The 25,754-nt window shown below is 66.0% G+C and carries 20 protein-coding genes; 12 read left to right on the top strand and 8 right to left on the bottom strand.

Annotation, left to right across the window (positions count from 1 at the left end):
• The first annotated feature begins 104 nt into the window (after nt 1-104).
• From ASB57_RS16345 to ASB57_RS16370, 6 genes are all read left to right on the top strand, one after another.
• Nucleotides 105-836 (top strand): FadR/GntR family transcriptional regulator, encoded by a 732-nt coding sequence (locus ASB57_RS16345; protein WP_057653179.1) that lies wholly within the window; start codon nt 105-107, stop codon nt 834-836.
• 267 nt (nt 837-1,103) lie between these two features.
• On the top strand, nt 1,104-2,120 hold the full coding sequence (locus tag ASB57_RS16350; protein ID WP_057653180.1) for an amino acid ABC transporter substrate-binding protein: 1,017 nt from the start codon (nt 1,104-1,106) through the stop codon (nt 2,118-2,120).
• A 100-nt stretch (nt 2,121-2,220) separates the two neighbouring features.
• Nucleotides 2,221-3,429 carry an aminotransferase class I/II-fold pyridoxal phosphate-dependent enzyme gene (locus ASB57_RS16355; protein WP_057656205.1) on the top strand — a complete coding sequence of 403 codons (1,209 nt, stop codon included), beginning with the start codon at nt 2,221-2,223 and terminating at the stop codon, nt 3,427-3,429.
• Nucleotides 3,430-3,456: 27 nt separating this feature from the next.
• A complete protein-coding gene (locus tag ASB57_RS16360) occupies nt 3,457-4,632 on the top strand; it encodes an amino acid ABC transporter permease (RefSeq protein WP_156414399.1) in 1,176 nt (391 codons plus the stop codon).
• 1 nt (nt 4,633) lies between these two features.
• Nucleotides 4,634-5,734, top strand: a complete 1,101-nt coding sequence (locus tag ASB57_RS16365) for an amino acid ABC transporter permease (protein ID WP_057653182.1) — start codon at nt 4,634-4,636, stop codon at nt 5,732-5,734.
• Nucleotides 5,735-5,786: 52 nt separating this feature from the next.
• Entirely contained in the window at nt 5,787-6,527 is a 741-nt protein-coding gene (locus ASB57_RS16370; protein ID WP_057653183.1) for an amino acid ABC transporter ATP-binding protein, read from the top strand.
• A gap of 504 nt (nt 6,528-7,031) precedes the next feature.
• Here ASB57_RS16370 and ASB57_RS16375 read toward each other — a convergent pair.
• The 4 genes from ASB57_RS16375 to ASB57_RS16390 all read right to left on the bottom strand — a co-directional run bounded on the left by ASB57_RS16375 (nt 7,032) and on the right by ASB57_RS16390 (nt 11,390).
• Nucleotides 7,032-8,225 carry a VWA domain-containing protein gene (locus ASB57_RS16375; RefSeq protein WP_057653184.1) on the bottom strand — a complete coding sequence of 398 codons (1,194 nt, stop codon included), beginning with the start codon at nt 8,223-8,225 and terminating at the stop codon, nt 7,032-7,034.
• A gap of 83 nt (nt 8,226-8,308) precedes the next feature.
• Entirely contained in the window at nt 8,309-9,262 is a 954-nt protein-coding gene (locus tag ASB57_RS16380) for a DUF58 domain-containing protein (RefSeq protein WP_057653185.1), read from the bottom strand.
• Nucleotides 9,240-10,253: a MoxR family ATPase gene (locus ASB57_RS16385; protein WP_057653186.1), complete on the bottom strand. Its 1,014-nt coding sequence runs from the start codon at nt 10,251-10,253 to the stop codon at nt 9,240-9,242. Before ASB57_RS16385 ends, ASB57_RS16380 begins: the two co-directional genes overlap by 23 nt.
• 12 nt (nt 10,254-10,265) lie before the next feature.
• Nucleotides 10,266-11,390 (bottom strand): S1C family serine protease, encoded by a 1,125-nt coding sequence (locus ASB57_RS16390; RefSeq protein ID WP_057653187.1) that lies wholly within the window; start codon nt 11,388-11,390, stop codon nt 10,266-10,268.
• A gap of 73 nt (nt 11,391-11,463) precedes the next feature.
• On the opposite strand from ASB57_RS16390, the gene ASB57_RS16395 reads away from it, so the two are divergent.
• Entirely contained in the window at nt 11,464-12,558 is a 1,095-nt protein-coding gene (locus ASB57_RS16395; protein WP_057653188.1) for a VWA domain-containing protein, read from the top strand.
• Nucleotides 12,559-12,577: 19 nt separating this feature from the next.
• On the opposite strand, the gene ASB57_RS16400 is transcribed toward ASB57_RS16395, so the two are convergent.
• The gene (locus ASB57_RS16400) at nt 12,578-13,531 is read right to left on the bottom strand and encodes a GlxA family transcriptional regulator (protein ID WP_057653189.1); all 954 of its coding nucleotides are present in this window, start codon (nt 13,529-13,531) and stop codon (nt 12,578-12,580) included.
• 127 nt (nt 13,532-13,658) lie between these two features.
• On the opposite strand from ASB57_RS16400, the gene ASB57_RS16405 reads away from it, so the two are divergent.
• Nucleotides 13,659-14,417, top strand: coding sequence for an SDR family oxidoreductase (locus ASB57_RS16405; RefSeq protein ID WP_057653190.1), 759 nt, complete (start codon nt 13,659-13,661; stop codon nt 14,415-14,417).
• 48 nt (nt 14,418-14,465) lie between these two features.
• On the opposite strand, the gene adhP is transcribed toward ASB57_RS16405, so the two are convergent.
• On the bottom strand, nt 14,466-15,509 hold the full coding sequence (gene adhP / locus ASB57_RS16410; protein ID WP_057653191.1) for an alcohol dehydrogenase AdhP: 1,044 nt from the start codon (nt 15,507-15,509) through the stop codon (nt 14,466-14,468).
• A 454-nt stretch (nt 15,510-15,963) separates the two neighbouring features.
• Between adhP and ASB57_RS16415 the strand changes: the two genes are divergently transcribed.
• From ASB57_RS16415 to ASB57_RS16430, 4 genes are all read left to right on the top strand, one after another.
• Nucleotides 15,964-16,473 carry a sigma-70 family RNA polymerase sigma factor gene (locus ASB57_RS16415; protein WP_057653192.1) on the top strand — a complete coding sequence of 170 codons (510 nt, stop codon included), beginning with the start codon at nt 15,964-15,966 and terminating at the stop codon, nt 16,471-16,473.
• Between the two features lie 47 nt (nt 16,474-16,520).
• Nucleotides 16,521-17,675, top strand: coding sequence for a FecR domain-containing protein (locus ASB57_RS16420; RefSeq protein WP_231755173.1), 1,155 nt, complete (start codon nt 16,521-16,523; stop codon nt 17,673-17,675).
• 134 nt (nt 17,676-17,809) lie between these two features.
• Complete coding sequence (locus ASB57_RS16425; RefSeq protein WP_082621654.1) at nt 17,810-20,278, top strand: TonB-dependent receptor; 2,469 nt, start codon at nt 17,810-17,812, stop codon at nt 20,276-20,278.
• 162 nt (nt 20,279-20,440) lie between these two features.
• Nucleotides 20,441-23,611 carry an autotransporter domain-containing protein gene (locus tag ASB57_RS16430; RefSeq protein WP_057653194.1) on the top strand — a complete coding sequence of 1,057 codons (3,171 nt, stop codon included), beginning with the start codon at nt 20,441-20,443 and terminating at the stop codon, nt 23,609-23,611.
• Nucleotides 23,612-23,633: 22 nt separating this feature from the next.
• Here ASB57_RS16430 and ASB57_RS16435 read toward each other — a convergent pair whose 3' ends face one another.
• Together ASB57_RS16435 and ASB57_RS16440 are read right to left on the bottom strand one after the other, a co-directional pair.
• Nucleotides 23,634-24,956 carry an ATP-binding protein gene (locus tag ASB57_RS16435; protein ID WP_057653195.1) on the bottom strand — a complete coding sequence of 441 codons (1,323 nt, stop codon included), beginning with the start codon at nt 24,954-24,956 and terminating at the stop codon, nt 23,634-23,636.
• A 6-nt stretch (nt 24,957-24,962) separates the two neighbouring features.
• Complete coding sequence (locus ASB57_RS16440; RefSeq protein WP_057653196.1) at nt 24,963-25,697, bottom strand: response regulator; 735 nt, start codon at nt 25,695-25,697, stop codon at nt 24,963-24,965.
• Nucleotides 25,698-25,754: the final 57 nt, after the last annotated feature.

The following is a 25,754-nucleotide window of genomic DNA, read 5'->3' on the forward strand; positions in this document are numbered from 1 at the left end:
TACCTGGCGTTATTATCTCCCTTGCAAACCGCCCGGCCTACCCTGTCCGCCCCCTCATCACCCCCCAAGCGCCCGCCACGAGCGACGCGCCAGAAACACCGCCAATGGAAAAAACCTCCCGCCCACGCTCGCGCCTGACGGACGTCGTCATCGAAGCGCTGAGCAAGCGACTTCAAGAGCGTACCTACCGTTCGGGGGACAAGCTGCCCTCCGAGCAGGCGCTGTGCGAGGAATTCCAGGTCAGCCGCACCGTCGTGCGCGAGGCGGTAGCTTCCATGCGCCTTAGCGGGCAGTTGGTGAGCAAGCCTGGCATCGGGGTCTTCGTGACGGAAGACCGCGAAAAACCCATCGACTTCGTGGTCGAACCCACGGTCACCGACGCCCGCTGGGCGCTGCACATCATGGAATTGCGCGCCGGCCTGGAAATCGAGGCCTGTGGACTGGCGGCGGAGCGTCGTTCCGCCGCCGAACTCAGCGCCATCGTCGAGGCCTTCGACGATTTCAACCGCGCCTCGCAAGACATGGCCGCCGCCGTCAAGGCCGACTACGAATTCCATATCGCCATCGCGCGGGCCTCCAACAACCCGCACTTCGCCGCCCTGCTGCAGGCCGCCGTCCGAGACGTGATGCTCGACCTGAACATCAAGCACGGCGGCAAGACGCCGGAAGAGCTGGCCGCCTACGAAGCCCGCAACGCGGTGGAGCACGAGGCAATCCTCACCGCCATCATGCGGCGCGACCCCGGCGCCGCGCGCGCCGCCATGTCGCGCCACCTGGGCGACAGCATCGCCCGCTACCGTAAATTGTTGTCCCAACCCGCCGACCAGCGCGGCTGATCCTCGGGGGGCCCAACCGGCCCTTCAACTGGAATTCGGGTAATTCCTGATTACAAACCTGTATGATGGCTGCCATCATATAAATGATGAGCGAGCAATACCAGGGGAGTGTGCCGCAACGACCGGCACTCCCCTTTTTTGCGCCTCAGCCCGTCGTACGGGCGCCGCCAGGGCAACGACAAACGCGTCGTCAGTCAGGCGCGCCTCCAGTCCGACCACCTGTCATACAACTAAGCAGTATCTATTCCTCCTCGGGAGAACAGTTCCATGCGTAAGTTTCTGAGCACCGCCCTGGCGGCAGGTTTGCTGTGCGTCGCGGGCGCCGCCCATGCCGGCACGACCTTCGACAACGTCAAGAAAAAAGGCTTCGTGCAGTGCGGGTTCGCCGGTATTCCGGGCTTTTCGGTGCTCGACAGCAAAGGGGAATGGACCGGCCTGGACGTGGACATGTGCCGCGCCGTCGCCGCCGCCATGTTCGGCGACGCATCCAAGGTCAAGGGCAATGTGCTGACGGCCCAGTCCAAATTCACCGCGCTGCAGTCCGGTGAAATCGACATGCTGTCCCGCAACACCACCCTCACCCTGGCACGCGACACCACTCTGGGCCTGATCGGCGTGGGCGTGAACTTCTATGACGCGCAAGGCGTGCTGGTGAAGAAGTCGCTCGGCGCCAAGAGCATCAAGGACCTCGACGGCGCCACCATCTGCGTGCAGCCCGGCACCACCACCGAATTGAACCTGGCCGACTACTTCCGCGCCAACAAGATCAGCTTCAAGCCGGTCCTGGTCGAGAACTACGACGAGAACTTCCGTCTGCTGGAATCGGGCCGCTGCGACGCCTACACCAACGACAAGTCCAACACCGCCGCCAACATGCGCACCCGCCTGGCCAAGCCCGACGAGTGGGAGATCCTGCCGGAAAACCTGTCCAAGGAACCGCTGGGCCCCATGGTGCGCCAGGGTGACGAGCAATGGTTCAACCTGCTGCGCTGGACCCTGAACGCCATGCTCGAAGCCGAGGAATATGGCATCACGTCGAAGAACGTCGACGAAATGCTCAAGAGCACCAACCCCAACGTGCAACGCATCCTGGGCGTGACCCCGGGCATGGGCAAGAACCTGGGCGTGGACGACAAGTGGGCCTACAACATCATCAAGCAGGTCGGCAACTACGGCGAAAGCTATGACCGCGCCATGGGCAAGGACAGCCCCCTGAAACTGGAGCGCGGCCTGAACCGCCTGTGGACCCAGGGCGGCCTCATGTATGGCTGGCCCGTCCGTTAAGCATCCCCATCATGGCCGCCCGCGCAAACGGGCGGCCATTTCCGTTTTGCCCACGCCCGGATCCGTCCGGGCGCATCGCCTTACCTTCCCCCGCATCGCCATGAACAGCATCGTCAACGCCCGCCTGAAACAGATCAAACCCTCCCCCAGCATGGCCGCCAAGATCGTCGTGGATGAACTCCGCCGCGAAGGCCGCGAGATCGCCGACTTCACGCTGGGCGAGCCCGACATGAATACGCCCGAGCACATCGCGCGGGCCGGCCAGGAAGCCATCGCGCGCGGCGACATCCGCTACACCAGCCCGAACGGCACGCTGGGCCTGCGCAAAGCCATCGTCAAGTACCTGGCCGACAGCCTGGGCGCGCAGTACGGTCTGGACCAGATCGCCGTCGGCGCCGGCGCCAAGCAGATCATCGGCGCCGCGCTGACCGCCAGCCTGGAGGCAGGTGACGAAGTCATCGTACCGGCGCCGTTCTGGGTGTCCTATCCCGACATGGTGTTGCTGGCCGAAGGCAAGCCGGTCGTCGTTCAATGCCCTGAATCGCAGCAATTCAAGCTGACGCCCGCCAGCCTGGAAGCCGCCATCACCCCGCGCACGCGCTGGCTGATCCTGAACTCGCCCAGCAATCCCAGCGGCGCCGTCTACAGCCAGGCCGAAATGCGCGGCCTGACCGAAGTCCTGCTGCGTCATCCGCAGGTCTGGATCCTCAGCGACGAAATCTACGCGCCATTCTGCTACAGCGGCGAGCCGTTCGCGTCGCCGGTGCAGGTCGAGCCCAAGCTGCAAGCGCGCACCCTGGTGGTCAACGGCATGTCCAAGGCCTATGCCATGACCGGCTGGCGCGTCGGCTACGGCGCCGGCCCCGCCGAGCTGATCAAGGCCATGAGCACCGTGATTTCGCAAAGCACCAGCTGCGCCAGCGCCATCTCGCAGGCCGCCGCCCAGGCTGCCCTCGAAGGCGACCAGGCCAGCGTGGGTCAGATGGTGGCGATCTTCAAGCAACGCCGCGACCTGATCGTGCGCCGCCTGAACGACATCCCCGGCATCTCCTGCGCCACGCCCGATGGCGCCTTCTACGTCTACGCCAACGTCGGCGGTCTGATCGGCCGCCAGGGTCCGGCCGGTGAACTGAAGAACGACCTCGACGTCAGCCTGTTCTTCCTGCGCGAAGCCGGCGTGGCCGTCATCGACGGCGGTTCGTACGGCCTGTCGCCCTACGTCCGCTTCTCGTTCGCCACATCGACCGAGACCATCGAACAAGGCATGGACCGATTGGCCGTGGCAGTCGGCAAACTGATGGCGGCTTGAACCGTGAGTCAGTCCTCCACGCAATCCATTGCGGCCACGCCGCAGCGGCCGCCGCGCCGGCTGTCCTGGAACGATCCCGGCCTGCGCGCCGTGGTCTACCAGGTGCTGGCCGTCAGCGCGGTCGCCCTGGTCATCTGGTTCCTGGTCAGCAACACGCTGCACAACCTGGCCGCCCGGAACATCGCCACCGGCTTTGGCTTCCTGACCCGCGAAGCCGGCTTCGCTATCGGTGAGAGCCTGATCGAATACGGTCCGGCCAACACGTACGGCCGCGCTATCGTGGTCGGCCTGGTCAATACCTTGCGCGTGGCCCTGATCGCGCTGGTGCTGGCTACTGCACTGGGCGTATTGATCGGTATCGCGCGCCTGTCGAAGAACTGGCTGATCGGTCGCCTGGCCTCGATCTACGTCGAGGTCATGCGCAATGTGCCGCTGCTGATCCAGCTGTTCTTCTGGTACGCGATCATCACGGAGAACATGCCCGCGCCGCGCCAGGCCCATCACCCCCTGCCCGGCGTCTTCATTTCCAATCGCGGGCTGAAGCTGCCGGCCCTGCAAGGCGATGCCCTGGAGTGGATGCTGTGGGCCTTCGCGCTGGCCCTGGTCGCCATCGTCGTCCTGTACCGCTGGGCCGGCAAGCGCCAGGAAGCCACGGGCAAGATGTTTCCCCTGGGCCGCGCCGCGCTGGGACTGGTGATCGGCCTGCCGGTCATCGGCTGGCTGCTCAGTGGCGCATCGCTGACCCTGGACATGCCGGTACTGAAGGGCTTCAACTTCCAGGGCGGCCTGACCCTGAGCCCGGAATTCGCGGCCCTGCTGGCAGGCCTGACGATCTATACCTCGGCCTTCATCGCCGAAGTCGTTCGCTCCGGCATCCAGGCGGTCAATAACGGCCAGACGGAAGCCGCCAGTTCGCTGGGCCTGCGCCGCGGCCTGGTGCTGCGCCTGGTGGTGCTGCCCCAAGCCTTGCGCGTGATCATCCCCCCGATGACCAGCCAGTACCTGAATCTGACCAAGAACAGCTCGCTGGCGGTGGCCATCGGCTATCCGGACATCGTGTCGGTCATCAACACCACCTTGAACCAGACCGGCCAGGCCATCGAAGGCATCCTCATCATCATGGCGGCCTATCTGACCGTCAGCCTGTCCATCTCGATCTTCATGAACTGGTACAACAAGCGCATCGCGCTGGTGGAGCGTTGATATGAATTCCTCGATATCGTCCCGCGCCGCCGACCTGCCGCCGCCCACGCCGCAATCCGGCGTGTGGGTCTGGTTGCGCACGCGTCTCTTCTCCTCGCCCGGCAATATCCTGCTGACGGTGATCCTGGCCTGGCTGGTGCTGATGGCGCTTCCCGCCATCGTGGAATGGGCTTTCGTGAAGTCCAGCCTGCATGCCGCCAACGCCCAGGAATGCCGGGCAGCCGGGGGCGCCTGCTGGGCCTTCATCGTTGAAAAACATCGGCTGATCCTGTTCGGCACGTACCCCTTCGACGAGCAGTGGCGCCCCTTGCTCGCCACCCTCATCCTGATCGCGGTGATCGTCATGAGCGGCATGCGCCGCTTCTGGAACCAGTCCCTGTTCGTCATCTGGACGGTGGGCCTGGTGGCGGTGGCCGTGCTGATGTGGGGCGGCGTGCTGGGCCTGACACCGGTGGAAGACGGCCGCTGGGGCGGCCTGCCGCTGACCCTGATCCTGGCCACCTTCGGCATTGCCTTCGCCTTCCCCATCGGGGTGCTGCTGGCGCTGGGCCGGCGCTCGAAGATGCCGGCGATCAAGGCCATGTGCGTCGTGTACATCGAACTGGTGCGCGGCGTGCCGCTGATCAGCCTGCTGTTCATGTCGTCGGTGATGCTGCCCCTGTTCCTGCCGGAAGGTTTTTCCATCGACAAGCTGCTGCGCGCGCAGATCGCCATCATCCTGTTCGCGGCCGCCTACATCGCCGAAACCGTGCGCGGCGGCCTGCAGGCGATACCCAAGGGCCAGTACGAAGGCGCCGATTCCCTGGGCCTGACCTACTGGCAGCAGATGCGCAAGATCATTCTTCCGCAGGCGCTGAAGATCGTCATCCCGCCCCTGGTCAGCATCTTCATCGGCCTGTTCAAGGACACGTCGCTGGTGGTGATCATCGGCATCTTCGACCTGACCCTGGCGGCCAAGGCCGCGCTGTCGGACGCCGCCTGGCGCGGCTTCGGCGTGGAAGCCTATCTGTTCATCTCGCTGATCTACTTCATCTTCTGCTACGCGATGTCCAAGTACAGCCAGGCATTGGAAAAGCGTCTCGCCACCGGCCACGCGCGTTAACAAGAATCCCGCCGGGCGCACCGCGTCCGGCTTCAAATACAGGAGTACCGGCATGTCCAATGCCATCATCCGCCTGCAGCACGTGAACAAGTGGTACGGCCAGTTCCACGTCCTGCGCAACGTCAATCTGGATGTCGCACAGGGCGAACGCATCGTGATCTGCGGCCCGTCGGGTTCGGGCAAGTCGACCATGATTCGCTGCATCAACCGCCTGGAAGAACACCAGCAGGGCCAGATCGTGGTCGACGGCACCGAGCTGACCAATGACCTGAAGAACATCGAAACCATCCGCCGCGAAGTCGGCATGGTGTTCCAGCACTTCAATCTGTTCCCCCACCTGACGGTGCTGGAAAACCTGACCCTGGGGCCGGTCTGGGTTTTGAAAAAATCCAAGGCTGAAGCCGAAGCCACCGCCATGAAGTACCTGGAACGCGTACGTATTCCGGATCAGGCCAAGAAATTTCCGGGCCAATTGTCGGGCGGCCAGCAACAGCGCGTGGCTATCGCCCGTTCGCTGTGCATGAACCCCAAGGTCATGCTGTTCGACGAGCCGACCTCGGCCCTGGATCCGGAAATGGTCAAGGAAGTGCTGGACGTGATGGTGACCCTGGCCCAGGAGAGCGGTATGACCATGCTGTGCGTGACTCACGAAATGGGATTCGCGCGCAAAGTGGCCAACCGGGTCATCTTCATGGACCGGGGCGAGATCATCGAAGAAAACACGCCCGACGCGTTCTTCGACAATCCGCAAAACGAGCGCACCAAGCTGTTCCTCAGCCAGATCCTGCACTGAGGCCAGCCAGCCGTCGCTTTGTGCCCCAAGGCCGCAGGTGACCTATGGCCGATAATCCGTTCTGTTCGGCACCTGAGGTGCCGGGATCGGCGGCACGGGTTGCGCCGGGCCGGGATTGCGGGGCGGCGGATCTGAGGGGCGCCGCGTATCCGGCTTTGGGGCCGGAGGCGGCGGTGGCGTGGCGTTACGGCGCTCGCCTGGCCTCACCGCGCCCGATCCCGACGGGTTGGCGGCGCCCGGTTCAGGAGGCTTCGACGGCCCATCCTTGCCCCCTTCCGGCAACTGAGCCACCTGCACCGGCCCCCCGCCGCCCTGCGCGCGGACGTTCACCGCGCCCGCGGCGCCCGCCAGGCCCAACAGGGAAGGCAGTAGCACAGGCCACGCCCGGCGCATCAATCGTTTCCAGCGAAATCGCGATGCCATGATCGTCTCCTTGGCTAGCCACGCCGCAAGACAGCGACGTTTAGCCAGGCACAGCAAGCGCCATGCGCGAGACCTCTCCGCCTAAAGCACCCTGCCATACCACCACAGCGACAGCAGCGCCGCGCAGGCGGTCAGCAACGCGCCCAAGGCCGCGAACAAGGCCGATATCTCCACCAGGTCGGTCTTGTCGAAAGACAGCCGCGCGCTCAACGTCTGGTACACGCGTTTCATACCCTCCGCGTCCTGCGCACGAAAATACTCGGCATTGGTCATGTCCGCGACCTGCTTCAAGGCCTGCTCTTCCAGCCGCACCCGCGCCGACCAGCCCTCGACGGAAATCACCACGCCCTCAGGCGTACCGACGCCGACGGTGTAGACCCGCACGCCGTGGTCGGCCGCCACCCGCGCCGCCTCCAGCACTTGCGGTCCCGTATTGCTGTCGCCGTCGGACAGCAACACGATGGCGACGGACCGGTCCGATCCAGGCGCCACCGACTTGCCGTCGGCGCTGCCCGCCTTGGCCCCCGCCGCGCCGGACGGGATACTCCCCCCTTCCCTGCTGTTCGCGCCGTTGGCAGACGCAGGACGGTTGCCACCGTCGGCACGCGCGCCAGCCTGCGGCTTGCCGTTGCCGGACTTGGCCTCCTTGGCCTTGGCTTCCTGCTGCGCCTGCTCACGGATGAAGCCGTCCACATCGATCTCGCCCTTGGGCAGCAACGTAGCCAGGGCGATGATAAGACCGTTGCCCAGCGCCGTGCCGCGCTGCGGCTGCAGGCGATCCAGCGCCGCGATCACATCATCCTTCTTGCGGGTGGGACGCTGCGCGACCGACGCCGTGCCGGCCACCGACACCAGCCCCACGCTGACGCCAACGGGCTGGTCCGCCAGGAACAGCTTGGCCGCCTCGCGCGCGGCGTGCATCCTGTCCGGCTTGATGTCCTGCGCCCGCATGCTGCCCGACGTGTCCATCGCCAGCACCACGGTCTGGATGCGCGAAGGCAGTTTCATCATCGCCTGGGGACGCGCGACCGCGAACAGGAAGGCCGCCAGCGCCAGCAGCATCAGCACGGGCGGCGTGTGACGGCGCCAGCCGGACACGCCCTGCACGGTCAGCCCCGCGATCTTGAGCGTATTCTGCCGCGCGGCAGCAAGCCGCCGCCGACGGCGCTCGTGCAAGACGAACAGCAAGGCCAGCACCGGCACGAGCAACTGCAGCCACAGCATTCTGGGCCACAGAAAGCTGATCGAAGGCAGATGGTTCAACAAGGCCTGCATAGTGACACCGTTGTTTTCAGCGTGTTCTCAGTACGACTGCTCAGGTACTGCCCCTTCCTTACTGCCCCTTCTTTATCGGTACTTCACCTGCGTTTGCGGCGCCGCGCGAAATCCAGCAGCGCCAGATCCATCCGGTCCGCCGTGGTCAAGGTCAGGCAATCCACGGCGCTGCGCGCGAAGGCCTGCTTCAGCGCTGCCTCGCGGGCGTCGGCCGCCGCGCTGAAGCGCTGCCGGAAACCGGCGTCATGCGTGTCGACCAGCAATTGGTCGCCCGTTTCCGCATCTTCCAGCACCACCATGCCGAAATCCGGCCAGGCCATTTCCAGCGGATCCGACAGGCGCACCGCGATCACTTCGTGATGACGGCTGAGCAGGCCCAATGGCAGCTCCCAGCCCGGCTCGCTGATGAAGTCCGACACCACGAAAACCACCGAGCGCCGCTTCAATACGCCGCGCGCGTGGTCCAGCAGATCGTGCAGGCGCGTTTCACCCCGCTCCATAGCCGCGGTGCCGCGCATACTGTCGAGCAGATGCAGCAGATGCCGCCGGCCGGCCCGCGCCGGCAACACGGCGGGTCGCGTAGCGCCGCCTCCATACAGCATGCCGCCCACGCGATTGCCATGGCCCGTCAGCAGGCGTCCCATCACACCGGTGAAATCGCTCAGCAGCGCGCGCTTGCGGATGGCGCCGGAGCCGAAGTCGACCGAGCCGCTCAGATCCAGCAGGAACCACGCGGCGATCTCCCTGTCCTCCTGGAACTCGCGCACATGCGGCGTCTGCAGCCGGGCCGTGACGTTCCAGTCGATATAGCGCACGTCATCGCCCGGCATGTACTCGCGCAAGTCGGCGAAGTCCAGGCCGAAGCCACGGAACAAGGTGCGGTAGTCGCCTTGCAGCAAGCCGTCCAGGCGCCGGATGACGGTCCATTCCAGGCGCCGCAGCAAAGCCTCCGCCTGCCCGGCGCCATCGTTGGCAGCCGGTCCCGGCTTGATGGGAGGCGCAGCCGCGCGCCGCTCAGCCCGCCGCAACCCGAACATGGCTTTCCAATGGGCGCTCGGGCGCCGGCAAGGCTTGCAAAATGCGGCCAATGAGCTGATCAGCGCTGGCGCCATCGGACAGAGCCTCGTACGACAGCACCAGCCGATGCCGCAGTACGTCCGGGACCAGGTCCACCACGTCCTCCGGCAGCGCGTAGTCGCGTCCCCGCAGATACGCCAGGGCACGCGCGCCTTCGATCAGGGCGATGCTGGCGCGCGGGCTGGCGCCGTACGTCACGTAGCGCTGCATGTCCGCCAGCCCGCAGCTGGCGGGCGTGCGTGTCGCCGCGACGACGCGCACGGCGTACTGGATCAACTGCGGATCGACGTAGACGCGCCGGCACTCGTCCTGCAGCAACGCCAGCTGCTCAGGCATCGCCACCGGATTCACATCGATGCGCGGCCCCGTCACGCGATTGACGATCACCACCTCTTCGCCCTCGCTCGGATAGCCCACCAGAACCTTCATCATGAAGCGGTCGATCTGCGCCTCGGGCAAGGGATAGGTGCCTTCGGTCTCGATGGGATTCTGCGTGGCCATCACCAGGAACGGCGTGGGTACGGGATGCGTCTCGCCGGCGATGGTCACCTGGCGTTCCTGCATCACCTCCAGCAAGGCGCTTTGCACCTTGGCGGGCGCCCGGTTGATTTCGTCGGCTAGCAGCAGGTTGGCGAACACCGGCCCCAGCACGGTGGAGAACTCGCCCGTGCGCTGGTTGTACATGCGCGTGCCCACCAGGTCCGCCGGCAGCAGGTCGGGCGTGAACTGGATGCGCTTGAACGAGCCCCGCATGGTCTTGGCCAGGGTATTGACGGTCAAGGTCTTGGCCAGGCCCGGCACGCCTTCCACCAGCAGGTGGCCGCGCGCCAGGATGGCGACCAGCACCCGCTCCAGGAAGTGGTCCTGGCCGACGACGATGCGTTTCACCTCGTACAGCAGGCGTTCCATCAGATTGGCGCTGTCCGCCGCGCCCATGATCGGTTGGTTCATAGTCCTCCGCCTTCAGAAAGGTGAAATTCCCACGGCATTGCCCGCGCTTTCTATCGTGGTGGCAAAGCCGATGCCGACAAAAGTCTTGGCTTCCGTGGGATTGAGGATCGCCGTCACGATGCCCACCACTTCGCCATTCATATTCACCAAGGGGCCGCCGGAATTCCCGGGGTTGGCGGCCGCGTCGAACTGGATCAGGTGGTCGAGGCTCTGCTGCCGCTCCTCCGACGCGAACTCGCGGTCCAGCCCGGAAACCACGCCTGACGAAACGGAAGGCCCGATGCCGAAAGGAAATCCCACCGCGACCACTTCATCGCCCGGCGCCAGATTTCGGCTGGAGCCCAAGGTGGCCGCCGGCAGATCGTCCGGCAGCGAACTGGCCTTGATGGCGGCCAGATCTTTTTCGGGTTGGGCGCCGACCACCACCGCGTCGGATTCGTGGCCGTCGTAGAACCTGACTTTGAGCCTGGCCGCGCCGGCGATGACGTGATAATTGGTAAGGATGACGCCTTGATCCGTGATAACAACACCCGAACCGATATTGACGCGCTCGTCATCGGCGCTGTCGCCCTTGTTCGCGTGCTCCTTGGCTTTCTCGTTGTCCGCGCGATTGCTGTCGGGGCGCGCCTTGTCGGCCTTTTGGCCGTCGCCTTTAGGCTTATCCGCATTTTGTTTTTCAGCGTCGGGCTTGCTGGCGTCGGGCTTGTCCGGGGCCGAAGCATCGGCCTGCGGCGCGGCCGCGGCGGGCGCCTGCGGCTGGGGGTCGGGCTGAGCGCCAGGCTGCGGATCCGCTTTCGCCTGTGGCTCGGGTTTTCCCGCACTCTTGTCGTCCGTGCCGCCGGGGGCTTGCCCATCCGGAGCGGGCTTCTTGTCGCCGTCGGGCAACACCTGTGCCTTCTTTTCGGCGGCCTTCGGGTAAGCGATGATTTCAACGACGGAAGCCCGTACGGCTTCGGCGGCGCGCGCCGGGCGCGAAGGCAGGCGCTTGGTCTGCAAGGTGTGCAGCACGGCGGCATCGATGTCGTCCTGCGTGAGCGTGCGCAAACGCGGTTGCATCAGCCAGGCAGTGCCCAGGCCTGCAACGAAAACCAGAGCGACTGCCGCCGCCACCCATCCGTAACGCGCAACTCGTTTCATGGTTGCCACCGGAGTTCCGTCCCGTCGTGGTTCTAAAGTACCATCGTCCTACCGACCCGCCAAGGAGCACGACATGCGGTTTCTCTGGCCGGAATTACTCTGGCTGCTGCTGGCACTTCCTCTGCTGGCGGCGGCATATCTTTATGCCCTGAAGCGGCGCAAGCGCGCTGTCGTGGTTTACCCCAACCTTGCGCTCGCACGCACCGCGGTGGGGCCTGCACAAAAATTACGCCGGCATATCCCGCCGCTGCTGTGCTGGCTGGCGTTGGGCGTCGCCCTTCTTGCCTGCGCACGGCCCAATGCCACCGTGACGCTGCCCGCCGATACCTTGACCCTGGTGTTGGCGATGGATGTCTCGCGCAGCATGGAAGCCGCCGACGTGACACCCACGCGCCTGACCGCCGCGCAGCAAGCGGCGCGCCATTTCGTCGACGGCCTGCCGTCCAGCGTGCGACTGGGCATCGTGTCGTTCGCCGCGTCGGCCACGGTGGTGCAGCCGCCGACGGAAGATCATCGCGACATGCTCGATGCCATCGACCGCTTCGAATTGCAGACGGGCACCGCCACCGGCAGCGGATTGATCGTCGCGCTGTCGACCCTGCTGCCCGCCGAACGCGCGGACCTGGAAGCGCTGTTGTTGAACGATCCTCTTTCCAGTTTTGGATTGGGCGCGACGGCGGCGCCCTTGGGCAAGGCCGGACCGATCGAAGCCGCCCGCAAGCGCGAAGAGGAAAAGCCGCCCGCCGAGCCGGGCTCTTATCGCAATGGTGCGATCATCTTGCTTACCGACGGCCGCCGCACCACGGGGCCCGACCCCATGGCGATCGCGCGCATGGCCGCCAAGCGCGGCGTGCGGGTCTATACCGTGGGCTTCGGCACTCCCCAAGCCGGCGGTGGTAGCGCCACATCGAGCAGCAGCAGCGGCCCCGATGGCTGGTCCTATTTCATGCAGCTGGATGAAACCACGCTACGCGCCATCGCCAAGCTGACCGGCGGCGAGTACTACCAGGCCAGCTCGGCGGGCGACCTGACCAAGGTCTACAGCAACCTCACCACCCGCTTCTCCCTGGAGCGGCGCGACACCGAGATCAGCGCGCTGCTCGCCGCCGTGGCGGGCCTGCTGCTGCTGGTCGCCTGCATACTGTCGATCAAATGGTTCAGGCGCTGAGGGTTCAAGCGCCCGGGGTTCACGCGCTGAGCGTGGGCGGCGCCTCACGCCGCAGCGACTGAGGCGGCACGCCGAAACCGCGGATGAATACCTCGCGCATATGGCGCCGGTCGCGGAAGCCGGTCTCGCGGGCGATCACCTCCATGGGATGAAGGCTGCGTTCCACCATCAGGCGCGCGGCTTCCAGTCTCAATCCTTCGATGGCCTTGGCGGGCGACTGTCCGGTTTCCGTGGTGAAGATGCGGCTGAACTGGCGCGGGCTCAGGTTGACGTGCTCGGCCAGTATCTCCACCGTCAGCGGCTTGCCCAGGTTCTTGCGCGCGTAGTTCAAGGCGTTCTGGATGCGGTCGGACTTGGGCGCCAGATCCAGCATTTCCGAATGCTGGGATTGGCCACCGGAACGATGCTGATGCATCACCAGTTTATGGGCCACGCCGCGCGCGACATCCGGTCCCAGGTCCTTTTCCACCATCGCCAGCGCCAGGTCCAATCCCGCCGTCATGCCGGCGGAGGTCCACAGCGGGCCGTCGACGATGTAGATGCGATCGCTTTCCACCTGGATGTCCGGATAACGCGCCTGTAGCGCGTCCGCGTACAACCAGTGCGTGGTGGCGCGCCGTCCCGCCAGCAAACCCGCTTCCGCCAGCGTGTAAGCCCCCGTGCAGATGGCGGCCACCCGGCGTGATGTCCGCATGGCTTCGTGCGCGAACGCGCGCTCCTTGGGCAGCGACGGCTGCTCGATCGGATTGAGCACGCCGCTCAGTATCCACGTGTCCGCGTGGGTCGCCGGCGTCACCTTGGCGGTGCCCACGGGCATGCCGGTGGAGGCGCGCACATTGCCGCCCGGCAGCGAGTAGTAGCCGATTTCGTAGAAGTCGCTATTCACCACCAGATTGGCGAACTCGAAAACCGATTGGGTCGCCAGCGACATCAGCTGGAAACCGTCCTTGAGCAGGTAGCCGATCTTGTGCATGTCCGTAATCGTCCTGACCATGTCTTAAAACACGACCATATACGTCATTTGAGATATTGGCAAGGCTGCCTAAGATTCGTCTGTCAACTTTTCGCGGCGACCGCTCGCCGAACTCCAGGAATCCATCATGAAACTCACCGGCAACACCATCCTCATCACCGGCGGCACCTCCGGCATCGGCCGCGCGCTTGCCGAAGCGCTGTACAAGCTGGGCAATACCGTGATCATCGGCGGACGCCGCAAGGCCTTGCTGGACGCGGTCACCGCCGCCAACCCCGGCATGGGGGCCATCGAAATGGACGTGGCGGACCCGGCCAGCATAGCCACCGCGGCCGCCACGCTGATTGCGCGTTACCCCACGCTGAACGTGCTGATCAACAACGCCGGCATCATGCCTTTCGACGATGCCGCCGGCAGGATCGACGATGCCGTCTCGCGCGGGATTCTGGATACGAACCTGCTGGGTCCCATCCGTTTGACCTCGGCGCTGATCGAGCACCTGAAGCAGCAGCCCAGCGCCACCATCATTCACAACACGTCGGTGCTGGCCTATGTGCCGCTGGCTTCGACCGCGGTGTACTCGGCGTCCAAGGCCGCGCTGCATTCGTACGCCATGTCGCAGCGTTTCATGCTGCGCGACACCAACGTGCGCGTGCAGGAAATCGCGCCGCCGTGGGTCGATACCGACCTGATCAAGAAAAGCGGCGACCCGCGCGCCATGCCCCTGGACGCGTTCATCGAACAGACCATGGCGAAGCTGGGGGGTGACGATGAAGAAGTCATCGTCGAAGCGGTCCAGGCTTTCCGCGCCAACCCCGGTCCCAACGAGCACGCCCTGGTGAATGGCTTCAACGCCGCGGTCGTCGCCGATCCGATTCCGGTGTAAGACACCATCGACGCCCGCGCCGCGGGGCGGGCGTCGATGGCAGCCGCGTCAGGCTTTGACGCCGTCGCGCAGGTCCAGCACGACTCGCGACGCGACCTGGCCGTGTTCCAGGCGATCGAGCACGGTGTTGATGTCGGACAGCGGCGCCAGCTCGATGTCTGCCTTGACCGAGCCTTCCGCGGCGAAGGACAAGGCTTCCACCATGTCCTGCCGCGTGCCGACCAGGGAACCGCGGATGGTGATGCGGTTGAGCACGACGTCGAACAGGGGCGTGGGGAAATCGCCGGGCGGCAGGCCGACCAGGACGCAGGTGCCCAACTTTCGCGTCATGGCAACGCCCTGGTGAAACGCGGGAATCGACGGCGCGGTGATCAGCACGCCATGCGCGCCGCCGCCGATTTCCTTCTTCAATGCCGCGGCGGGATCGCCGTTTTTGGCATTGAACACGAGGTCCGCGCCCAGTTGTTTGGCGTGTTCCAGCTTGCCGTCGTCGACGTCGATCGCCGCCACATGCAGGCCCATGGCCTTGGCGTATTGCACGGCCAGGTGGCCCAGGCCGCCGATGCCGGAAATGGCGATCCATTCGCCAGGGCGGGCTTCGGTTTCCTTGACGCCTTTGTAGGTGGTGATGCCGGCGCACACGATGGGCGCGGCCTGCAGCGGGTCGACACGATCGGGTATGCGGGCGACGTAGTCGGCCGCGGCAAGGATGTATTCGGCGAAGCCACCGTTACGCGTATAGCCGCCGTATTCCGCGGTGTCGCATTGGGTCTCCCAGCCTTTGCGGCAGAACTCGCAATGACCGCAGGCGGAGTACAGCCAGGGCACGCCGACGCGGTCGCCTTCCTTCACCGTGGTGACGCCCTCGCCCACCGCGATGACGCGGCCGATGCCTTCATGGCCGGGAACGAATGGGGGGGAGGGTTTGACGGGCCAGTCGCCCTTGGCGGCGTGCAGATCGGTATGACAGACCCCGCAGGCTTCGGTCTTGACCAGAATCTCGCCGCGGCGGGGGGCGGGAATCGGTAGCTGTCGCAGGACCAGCGGCTGTCCCAGTTTCTCGACGACCGCTGCAATTATGGTACTAGGCATGGCATTACCTCCAGGGAAGATAAAGCAACTGACCGTGAATCTACGCAATCTTAAGACTTTTTGAATTAACCCCCACCGGTGGTGGTGGAGGCCCCTCTTTCCGGGGGGCCTCTTGGCCGGGGCCCGCGCAGCGGGAGAGGCCCGCGCAGCGGGAGAGGCCCGCGCAGCGGGAGAGGCCCGCGCAGCGGGAGAGGCCCGCGCAGCGGGAGAGGCCCGCGCAGCGGGAGAGGCCCGCGCAGCGGGAGAGGCCCGCGCAGCGGGAGAGGCCCGCGCAGCGGGAGAGGCCCGCGCAGCGGGAGAGGCCCGCGCAGCGGGAGAGGCCCGCGCAGCGGGTGGGGACCGCGCAGCGGGTGCGGGCCGCGTGGCGGGGATATTGCGTAAGCGGCGTTGCCCGGGTTATAAACGATAACCATTCTTATTCCCTAGATCTGGGCCGCAAGTCCGCGGCTGCCCGATGCCATCCGCCGACCTCTCCGCGCAGCACGATCTGCATACGCTGTATAGCGACCACCACGGTTGGCTCTTCGGCTGGCTCCGCAAGAAACTGGGCAACAGCTTCGACGCCGCCGACGTCGCCCAGGACACCTTCGTCAGCGTCATGACGGCCGGGGCGATGGAAACCATCCGCGAGCCGCGCCCTTTCCTAGTCACCGTGGCCCGCCGCCTGGTCGCGAACCGCCATCGCCGGCATCTGCTGGAAACCAGCTACCTGACCATGCTGGCCAACCTGCCGGAGGAATTCGCACCCTCCCCTGAAGCCAGGCTGCTGGCCCTGGAGGCCCTGCAACAGATCGACCGCGTGCTCGACGACCTGCCGCCCAAGGTGAGAGAAGCCTTCCTGCTCGCCCACCTGGAAGAATTGAGCTACGCCGACATCGCGACGCGCCTGGGCGTGTCCGCCAGCTCCGTCAAGCAGTACCTGACGCGCGCCAACCGGCAGTGCCTGTTCGCCCTGGCCTTCTAAGGTCAAGCAAGACCACAGCCCCGTCCACGCCAGGCCGCGCCCCTTCCATGCCGACTTCCTGTACGCCCACGCCGTCCCACGCGCCGTCCAATTCGCCGTCCAACCCGCCATCCACGGCACCACGCAAGGCGCCGACCGACCGCCGGCCAACGCCGGCCGCCGCCAGCCTGACCGCGGCCTCCGCGTCCCCGCGCCCCATGGCCTGCGGTCAGCCGATCAGCGATGCCACCGCCGACGCCGCGGCCGAATGGCTGACGATCATGATGTCCGGTGAAACCACCGAAGCCGAACGCCAGCGCTGGCAACAATGGTGCGCCGCCGACCCCGAACATGAACTGGCCTGGCGCCACATCGAAACCGTGACCCAGCGCCTGTCCGCCATGCAACCACGCGCCGCCTACCAGGCACTGTCGCCTTACGCGGCACGCACGGCGGCGGCAAACACAGCGGGCGCCGCCGGCCGCCGCAAAGCCCTGCGCGTGCTGCTGTGGGGCGGCGCCATCGGCACGTCCGCGCTGCTTGCCTCGCGGACACAGACCTGGCAACAGGCCACGGCCGACTATCGCACCCGCACCGGCGAGCAACGCGCGGTGGCCTTGAGCGACGGCACCCGCATCCTGCTCAATACCGACAGCGCCATCGACGTGAAATTCGATGCCCAGCGCCGTCTGGTCCGCCTGGTGGCTGGCGAAGTCATGATCATCACCGGCCACGAACTGGTCGATGGCAAACCCGATCCCCGGCCCTTCATCGTGCAGACCGGCGAAGGCAGCATCCGCGCACTGGGCACCCGCTTCATGGTGCGCCAGGACGACGGCTACAGCGCGGTCGCCGTGATGGAAAGCGCGGTGGAGATCACAGCGGCGGAGGCCACCGCGCAGCCCCGCATCCTGCGCGCAGGCGAACGGACCACCTTCACGCGCCGCGCCATCGACGGCACCCTGCCCGTCGCCGACCGCGACCTGGCTTGGACGCGCGGCCAGATCGTCGCGGAAGACCTGCGCCTGACCGACTTCCTCGCCGAGCTGGGCCGCTATCGGTCCGGCTTCCTGCGCTGCGACCCGGCCGCCGCCAACCTGCGCGTGTCCGGCGTGTTCCCGCTGGAAAACACCGACCGCATCCTGGACATGCTGACCAAGGTCCTGCCGGTACGGGTTCACCAGCGCACCCGCTATTGGGTGACCGTCGAAGCCGTGTCCTGAGCCGCGCCGCGGCTGGCATCCCCCTCGTTACAAATATTTTTGAAAATCATTCGCGTTTGGCCTGCCCGATCCGCTTTCTCGCTGCACATATCCCATGAGGACTTCATTTCCAACTTCCATCCCATGGGGAATTCATGACGATCGTCGGTCGCCGCCGCGCACCTATCCGTAGCCAACACCAGCAGCCCGCGCCGGTGCTCCAGCGGGCACTCCAGCCACGCAGCCTGGTCCAGGCCATCGCCGCGGCCACTTGCGGCGTGGCGCTGTATACGGGCCTGCCGGCCACCGCGCTGGCGCAGACCGCCGCGCAACAGACCCAAGCCGCGACGCGAAGCTACACCATTCCCGCCGGTCCGCTGGCGCCCGCGCTGCGCAACCTCGCCAGCTCGGCCAATATGCTGCTGACCTTCACGGAAGATCAGACCAACGGCAAGACGACCCGCGGTCTCAGTGGCCGTTACACGCCCACCGCCGCGCTGGCCGCGCTGCTGGCCGGCAGCGGCCTGGAAGCCGCGCGCCAGGACAACGGCGGCTATCTGCTGCGCCCCGCGCCGGTGTCCGGCAACACGCTTCCCGATGTGCGCGTCACCGGCACATCCCTGGACGGCACCACCGAAGGCAGCGGCTCCTACGCCGCGACCACCGCCACCGTGGGCAAGATTCCCGTGCCGATCAAGGAGATCCCGGGGTCCGTGTCCGTGCTGACGCGGGAACGCATGGACGACCAGAACATCGCCACCATCCAGCAAGGGCTGCGCTACGTCACCGGCGTGGGGTCCGTCGACTACGGCGACGGCACTGGTTACTACCGCGCCCGCGGCAACCAGATGGGCATCCAGTTCGACGGCGTGTCCATCATGAACGGCCTGCAGTACCAGCAGCAGTTCGACATGGCCATGTATGACCGCGTCGAAGTGCTGCGCGGTCCCGCCGGCGTGACCGACGACGCGCTGGGCCAGCCCGGCGGCACCGTCAACCTGGTGCGCAAGCGCCCGCAGGATGCTTTCCACTTCTCCAGCGAGACGCAGGTCAGCACCTTCGGCGGCGTGCGCCAGGTCTTCGACGTGGGCGGCCCGCTGAACCAGGACGGCACCTTGCGCGGCCGCGCGGTGGTGGCGGGCAATAACTCGCAGCAATCCGTCGACGTCACGCGCAACAAAAACGGCATGGGCTATGTCGCGCTGGACTACGACTTCTCGCCGCGCACCACCGTGTCACTGTCGGCCGGCTATCAAGTGACCAAGATCACCGGCCTGGACTACGGCGCGGGCGGCGTCATCAACGACACCCGCACGGCGCTGGTCGGCCGTGTGCCGGGTTCGTACAGCGACAACTACAGCCCCGACTGGAACAACTCCTACCTGTCGATGCGGGAAGCCAACGCCAACCTGACGCACCGCTTCGACAACGGCTGGACCTGGGATACGACGGCGTTCTACCGCGAATCCCGCTCCAGCGCCAAGTATGCCTATTCCGGCCCCGCGGCCACGGCCGACGGCCTGGCCTACTTCGGCGATCAGCGCCAGCTTACGACCACCAACTGGGCGGGCTTCGACTCGCACGTGTCGGGCCCCGTCGATGCCTTCGGCCTGACCCACACGTTGACGGCGGGTTTCAACTACGCCCAGGTGAACCAGCGCAGCAAGTCGGGATTCGTGTCGCTGGACGGCCCCTACCCCGGCGGCCTGTTCAGCCTCTACGACCCGAACGAGGTGCCGGAAGTCAGCGTGCCGTTTACCTACGACGCCAAGAACCGGATGGAGCAATACAGCTTCTACACGCAGGGCCGCATCAAGCTGGCCGATCCGGTCACCCTGGTATTGGGCGCGCGCGAAGCCTTCCTGCGGGAACGTTCGAAGAGCCTGCTGTCGGATGACCCGAGCTGGAACACCATCGCGAACGTGAACCACAAGTTCCTGCCGTCCGCCGGACTCGTCTGGGACATCACGCCGTCGACCACCGCCTACGCGAACTTCTCGCGCTTCATGACGGCGCAGACGGCCACCGACTACACCGGCGCGCTGCTGCCGCCCCGCACGGGCGAACAATACGAGGTGGGTGTGAAGAACTCCTTCTTCGATGACCGCCTGAGCACCACCGTGGCGCTGTTCCGCATCAAGGACAAGAACCGCGCGATCGGCGACCCCGACCATGCCATCGGCAGCATCGCCGGCGGCAAGGCGCAGAACCAGGGCATCGAGCTGGAAGTGAATGGCCAGCCGACGCCGAACTGGAACGTCTATGCCGGCTATACGTACTTGAACACCAAGTTCGACAACGACACCCCCGACCTGACCGACGGCACCGATCCCAAGCACCTGTTCAAGCTGTGGACCAAGTACAAGTTCACCGACGGTCCCCTGCAGAACGTCAGCGTGGGCGGCGGCATGCTGGCGCAAAGCGCCATCTCGCGCGGCGTGACGCAGGGCGGCTACGCCATCTTCAACGCCACCGTGGGCTACCAGGTGAACCGTAACGTCGACGTGTCGATTGCCTTGAACAACATCTTCGACCGCGACTACTACATCCGTCCGCCCGGCAACTTCTACAGCGTCTACGGCGATGGCCGCAACGCCATGCTGACGGTGCGCTATCACATGTGATTGCCAGCCCCTGATTTAAAGCGTTTTATTTCCTCGAAGGCCTCACGAATTCAGCTTCGTGAGGCCTTTTTTTCACCGTATTTTCACAGTCACCTAAATGACATATGGGGTACCCAGAATCCGCGGCTATTTGCCAACTTCCACGACAAAGCGCCAAAACGTATGAAACGTCTCGCCTTTTCCCGTCTGTCCCTCGCCATCGCCACCGCATTGCCCGTCCTCCTGCACCATGGAGCGGCGAATGCCGCGCCCAGCGGGACCTTCGACGTCACCACAGGCTCCACCAACACCAGCAACCAGACGCTGACCACCGGCACCACGGGCACGGTCGAGCAAGGCGGCACGCTTCAGACATCCGGGGTATCGATCTCCGTCACGGGCGACGCCACCATCACCAACAACGGCACCATCCTGTCCACCGGCAAACGCGCCATCCGCGACAACACCGGCAGCCTGACCCTGACGGTGACCAACGGGGTCGGCGCCCTGATCCAGGCCACCACCGACGATGCCATGCAGATGAACGTCGGCAACAGCAACGTCACGTTGACCAACGCCGGCACCATCATCTCGGGCAACAACACGACCAAGGGCGGCCAGGCTATCGACTGGAACGCCATCACCACCGGCAGCAACGTGCTGCGCAACCTGTCAACCGGCATCATCGAGGCCTTCGATGCCGACGCCGTGCGGCCGGGCGTGAACGGTCTGGTCTACAACGACGGCCTGATCCAGTCCATCTACAGCACGGAATCCAACGACGGGATCGACGCCCAGACCAATAGCGGCGTGGTCATCATCAATGCCAGCAACGGCAGCGACGTCGCCGCCGGCACGGGCAGCATCATCGGCTCCCGCCATGGCATCACCGGTGGCGCGGCGGACGACAGCGTGTCCTTCGCCATCACCGTCACCAACAACCTGGGCGGCACCATCGAGGGCCAGGACGGTTCCGGCATCAATATCGACGGCATCACTTCAGTCGCCACCATCAACAACCGCGGCACCATCATCGGCAACGGCGTGACCGGCGACGGTGACGGCGTGGACGTGGACGGCATCGTGCATCTGGTCAACACCGGCACCATCATCAGCAAGCAGTCGCTCAACGACGTCAGCGAAGGCGTCACGGTGGGGGGCGGCACCATCGTCAACTCGGGGCTGATCGAAGGCGACAACGTCGATGGCGGGCTCGGCCGCGGCATCACCCTGGCCGGCATCGACCACATCGACAACGACGATGGCACCACCACCAATTTCCCCGCTCAGGGCATCTACGCGGACAGCGTCATCGCCAACAGCGGCACCATCCGCGGCCAGTCGGACTCGGCCATCGCCATCACGGGCGGCGCCACCACGCACACCGTCACCATCACCAACCTGGCCGGCGGCCTGATCGAAGGCGGCGGCGCGACCGCGGCCGCCATCGACACCGGCGTCACCAGAACCAGCATCGTCAACTACGGCACCATCAAGGCCGACAGCAGCGGCCTGGCCATCAACTTCGGCGGCAGCAACAGCAGCCTGCAGGTGCTGGGCGGCAGCGCGCAGATCATCGGCGACATCGATGGCGGAACGGGCACGAGCACCGTAACCATCGCGCCGGGCGCGGGCAATGCTTTCACCTACGACTACGCGCTGCGCAACCTGGCCAGCGTCGAGATCGGCGCCGGCACCACCACGTTGACGGGCACCAACACCTACACCGGCGCGACCACCGTCGATAGCGGCGGCACGCTGGTCGTCAACGGCTCCGTCGCCAGCGCTGTCGGCGTCAGTAGCGGCGGCACCTTGGCCGGCACCGGCACGGTGGGCAGCACCACCCTGGCCAGCGGCGCGACCCTTGCCCCCGGCGCCATGACGGCAGCCGGCGCAAGCAGCATCGGCACCCTGACGGTGGACGGCGACCTCACGTTCTCGTCCGGCTCGACCTATACCGTGCAGGCCGATCCCACGAGCACGAGCAGCGACCTCGTCCACGTCACCGGTCTGACCACGCTGGCCGGCTCGGTGGTCCACGTCGGCACGGACGGCAACTATGCCCCCTTCCGCAGCTATACGATTCTCACGTCGGACGGCGATCTGAGCGGTACCTTCGATACCGTGCAATCCAACTACGCGTTCCTGACGCCGACCTTGTCCTACACGAGTACCGACGTCGACCTGACCCTGGAGCGTAACGACACGTCCTTCGCCAGCCTGGGGGTGACCCGCAACCAGCGCGCCGTGGCCCGGTCACTGGACGGCCTGCCGTTGTCCAGCTCCCTGTATCAGCAAGTGGTCACCCTGGCCAACGGCGATGCGGCCAAGGCCTTCAACCTGCTGTCCGGCGAGGCGCATGCCAGCAGCGTCACCGCCTTGCAATCGGTCGCCACCACGGCGGTCGATCTGCCGCTGTCGCATCTGCGCGCCAATATGGATGCCGGCATGCAAGCGGGCCGGCCGACGGCGGACCTGGGCCTTGGCGATGCATCATCGCTGCCGACCTCCGGTGCGTATCCGGTTTGGGTCCAGGTCTTCGGCAACTGGAACACCGTGGGCGGCAGCGACGGCGTCGCCAAGACGTCGGCCACCGACGGCGGCGTGTTCATCGGCGCCGACCGCGATGTCGGCAACGGCCTGCGCCTGGGCGGCGCGGTCGGCTACACCGGCAGCCACCTGAGCACGCACGATGTCGACTCCAAGGCGGACGTAGACAGCTATACCGCCACCTTGTACGGCGGCAAGGCCTTCGCCGCCGGCCCTGGGCAGATCCGCCTGAGCGGCGGTGGGGCCTACACCTGGCACGACCTGGACACCAGGCGGGGCGTCGATGTCGGCACCATCAACCAGACCCTCACGTCCAGCTACGGTGGCAGCACCGCCCAGTTGTTCACCGAACTGGGCTACAAATTGCCGGTCACCGAAGGCGCCAGCGTCGAACCTTTCGTCGGCGCCAGCTGGAGCGACATGCGCCTGCGCAGTTTCTCGGAATCGGGCGGCAGCGCGGCGCTGGACGGCGCCAGCAACCGCAACCAGACGACCACCACCACCTTGGGCCTGCACGCCAGCACGGCCTTCCAGGTCGGCGACATGGCGGGCACCCTGCGCGCCACCGTCGGCTGGCGCCATGCTTTCGGCGACGTGCAGCCGCATACGACCCTGGCCTTGCAGGGTAGCGATACGTCCTACTCGGTGGCGGGCGCCGCCATCGCGCGGGACGCGATGGCCCTGGAACTGGGCGCGGAGGTGGCCGTGACCCGCAGCACCAAGGTCAGCCTGACCTATGCGGGCCAGTATGGCGAAGGCAATCGCCAGAACAGTGGCCTGATCAACGTCAGCTACCGGTTCTGAGGGTTCCGAGGATGCGGGGAGCTCAGGCCAGACGCGTCAGCCTTAGCTCGACCGCCAGGCCGCCGCCCTGGCGGTTGGCCAGGATCAATTGGCCTCCCAGCGCGGAGGCCAATTGCTTGGCGATGGCCAGCCCCAGGCCGGTGCCGCCGGTTTCCCGATTGCGCGAAGCTTCCACGCGATAGAAGGGTTCGCAGACGGCGTCCAGTTCGTCCGCGGGAATGCCCGGGCCACGATCGAGGACGCGCAAGGACACGCTATCGTCGCCGTTACGCTGCATCTCCACTTCGGCCGCGCCGGAGAACTTGATGGCGTTGTCGATCAGATTGCTCAACACGCGCCGCAGCGCTTGCGGACGTGTCGCCCACGGCAGGGGCTCCTGCCCCGCCAGCGTCACCTGGCGGCCGGTGTCTTCGTAGTCGTAGACCAGGCTTTCCACGAAGGCGCCCAGATCGACGCGGGCTTCCTGCTCCTGGCTGCCGTGCGCGCTGCGGGCGTAATCGATGCCTTCGCGGATCAGGCGGCCGACTTCGTCCAGGTCGCGTTCCAGCTTGTCGCGGTCGCTGCTGTCGTCCATGCTTTCGACCCGCAACTTCATGCGGGTGATGGGCGTTTGCAGGTCATGCGAGATCGCACCCAGCATCTGCATGCGCTCGGCCATGTGCGACGCGATGCGGCGCTGCATGGCGTTGAAAGCGGTGGCGGCACGCGCGACCTCGCGCGGGCCGTTTTCCGGCACGGGGGGCGGCTTCTGGTTCGGGTCGATGGCGTCGGCGGCCTGGGCCAGCCGCGTCAAGGGTCGCACCGCCAGCCGCACGGCCAGCCAGGCGCAGCCGACCAGCAGCAGCAGTTGCAGGCCCAATACCACCGGCAGCCACAGCGCCAGCGCGGGCATTTGCAGATGGATGTCCAGCACGGCGGTGCTGCCATCGCCCAGCGTGACCTGCGCCTGGATATGGCGGGGATCGTCCCTGTCGGCCAGGATGGCCAGCGGACGCCGGTCGCCCAGGGCATCCTGGATGGCTTGAGCGGCGGTCTGTTGCGCGGCCGACGTCAGGGGCTGATGCACCGTGGCCGGACCGGGCAGGTATAGCTTGTTGCCGTTGGTCAGGCGCGGGTACCAGGCCGCCCGCTCCGACGCGGGCAGGCGGTCCAGGACGTCCATGGCGATGCCGACGTCCCGCTCCAGGTCGCCCAGCATCATCATCTTGGTGGTGGTGTAGCGCTCGTAGAACAGCAATGAGAAGGACAAGGCGTGGGCCGCCACCAGCCCCACCACGAAGATCAGGAAGAGCCGTACGACCAGGGTGCGCGGCCAGGCGCGCAAGGACAACGATTGCAGGGACATGGCGCGTCAGGCTTCCACCACTTCCACCGCCGACGAGAAGACGTAGCCTTCGCTGCGCACGGTCTTGATGAAGGCGGGTTCACGGGCATCTTCCCGCAGGCGCTGGCGCACGCGGCTGACCAGCAGGTCGATGGAACGGCCGAACATGTCCGCCTCGCGGCCATGCGTGAGGTTGAGCAGCTGGTCGCGCGTCAGGACCCGCTGGGGGTGGTCAAGGAAGACCCGCAGCAGGCGGTACTCGGCGCCGCTGAGCGAGACGATGGTGCCTTCCTTGTCGAGCAGGTGGCGCGCCGTCGTATCCAGGCACCAGTCGCCGAAGCGCAGTTGGTGGCCCGATTCCGTGACCTGGAAATTGGGCGGCAGCATGCGGGTGCGGCGCAGCACCGCCTTGATGCGGGCCAGCAGCTCCCGCGCGACGAAGGGTTTGGTCAGATAGTCGTCGGCGCCCATTTCCAGGCCCAGCACGCGATCCATGTCGTCGCTGCGGGCCGTCAGCAGCAGGATGGGAACGCGGCGGTGCTTGCCGCCGCGCAGCTCCCGGCACAGGACCAGGCCGTCGTCGCCGGGCATCATGATGTCCAGCACGATCAGGTCGAAGGTGCCTTTTTCCAGCTGGGCCCACATCTGCCGGCCGTCCGCGGCGAACGTCACGTCCAGGCCGTTCTTGCGCAGAAAGTTGCCGGCGAGCTCGCGGATCTCGCGGTCGTCGTCGACGATGAGGATGTGGTCGGTGTGTTCCATGACTGGAATCCTTGTTGTGCCTGCCGTTCCGCGCGGGGCGCGGGGCGGCGATTTCTG

The organism is Bordetella sp. N, from assembly GCF_001433395.1.
In the GTDB taxonomy this organism is placed as follows: Bacteria; Pseudomonadota; Gammaproteobacteria; order Burkholderiales; family Burkholderiaceae_B; genus Bordetella_C.

Excerpts from the sequence above, each read along its gene's own strand:
- ASB57_RS16435 (WP_057653195.1), bottom strand. The coding sequence starts at position 24,956 with ATGTCCCTGCAATCGTTGTCCTTGCGCGCCTGGCCGCGCACCCTGGTC.
- ASB57_RS16390 (WP_057653187.1), bottom strand. The coding sequence starts at position 11,390 with ATGAAACGAGTTGCGCGTTACGGATGGGTGGCGGCGGCAGTCGCTCTG.
- ASB57_RS16355 (WP_057656205.1), top strand. The coding sequence starts at position 2,221 with ATGAACAGCATCGTCAACGCCCGCCTGAAACAGATCAAACCCTCCCCC.
- ASB57_RS16385 (WP_057653186.1), bottom strand. The coding sequence starts at position 10,253 with ATGAACCAACCGATCATGGGCGCGGCGGACAGCGCCAATCTGATGGAA.
- ASB57_RS16365 (WP_057653182.1), top strand. The coding sequence starts at position 4,634 with ATGAATTCCTCGATATCGTCCCGCGCCGCCGACCTGCCGCCGCCCACG.
- ASB57_RS16345 (WP_057653179.1), top strand. The coding sequence starts at position 105 with ATGGAAAAAACCTCCCGCCCACGCTCGCGCCTGACGGACGTCGTCATC.
- ASB57_RS16440 (WP_057653196.1), bottom strand. The coding sequence starts at position 25,697 with ATGGAACACACCGACCACATCCTCATCGTCGACGACGACCGCGAGATC.
- ASB57_RS16430 (WP_057653194.1), top strand. The coding sequence starts at position 20,441 with ATGAAACGTCTCGCCTTTTCCCGTCTGTCCCTCGCCATCGCCACCGCA.
- ASB57_RS16370 (WP_057653183.1), top strand. The coding sequence starts at position 5,787 with ATGTCCAATGCCATCATCCGCCTGCAGCACGTGAACAAGTGGTACGGC.
- ASB57_RS16405 (WP_057653190.1), top strand. The coding sequence starts at position 13,659 with ATGAAACTCACCGGCAACACCATCCTCATCACCGGCGGCACCTCCGGC.
- adhP (WP_057653191.1), bottom strand. The coding sequence starts at position 15,509 with ATGCCTAGTACCATAATTGCAGCGGTCGTCGAGAAACTGGGACAGCCG.
- ASB57_RS16425 (WP_082621654.1), top strand. The coding sequence starts at position 17,810 with ATGACGATCGTCGGTCGCCGCCGCGCACCTATCCGTAGCCAACACCAG.
- ASB57_RS16375 (WP_057653184.1), bottom strand. The coding sequence starts at position 8,225 with ATGCAGGCCTTGTTGAACCATCTGCCTTCGATCAGCTTTCTGTGGCCC.
- ASB57_RS16400 (WP_057653189.1), bottom strand. The coding sequence starts at position 13,531 with ATGCACAAGATCGGCTACCTGCTCAAGGACGGTTTCCAGCTGATGTCG.
- ASB57_RS16415 (WP_057653192.1), top strand. The coding sequence starts at position 15,964 with ATGCCATCCGCCGACCTCTCCGCGCAGCACGATCTGCATACGCTGTAT.
- ASB57_RS16420 (WP_231755173.1), top strand. The coding sequence starts at position 16,521 with ATGCCGACTTCCTGTACGCCCACGCCGTCCCACGCGCCGTCCAATTCG.
- ASB57_RS16350 (WP_057653180.1), top strand. The coding sequence starts at position 1,104 with ATGCGTAAGTTTCTGAGCACCGCCCTGGCGGCAGGTTTGCTGTGCGTC.
- ASB57_RS16395 (WP_057653188.1), top strand. The coding sequence starts at position 11,464 with ATGCGGTTTCTCTGGCCGGAATTACTCTGGCTGCTGCTGGCACTTCCT.
- ASB57_RS16380 (WP_057653185.1), bottom strand. The coding sequence starts at position 9,262 with ATGTTCGGGTTGCGGCGGGCTGAGCGGCGCGCGGCTGCGCCTCCCATC.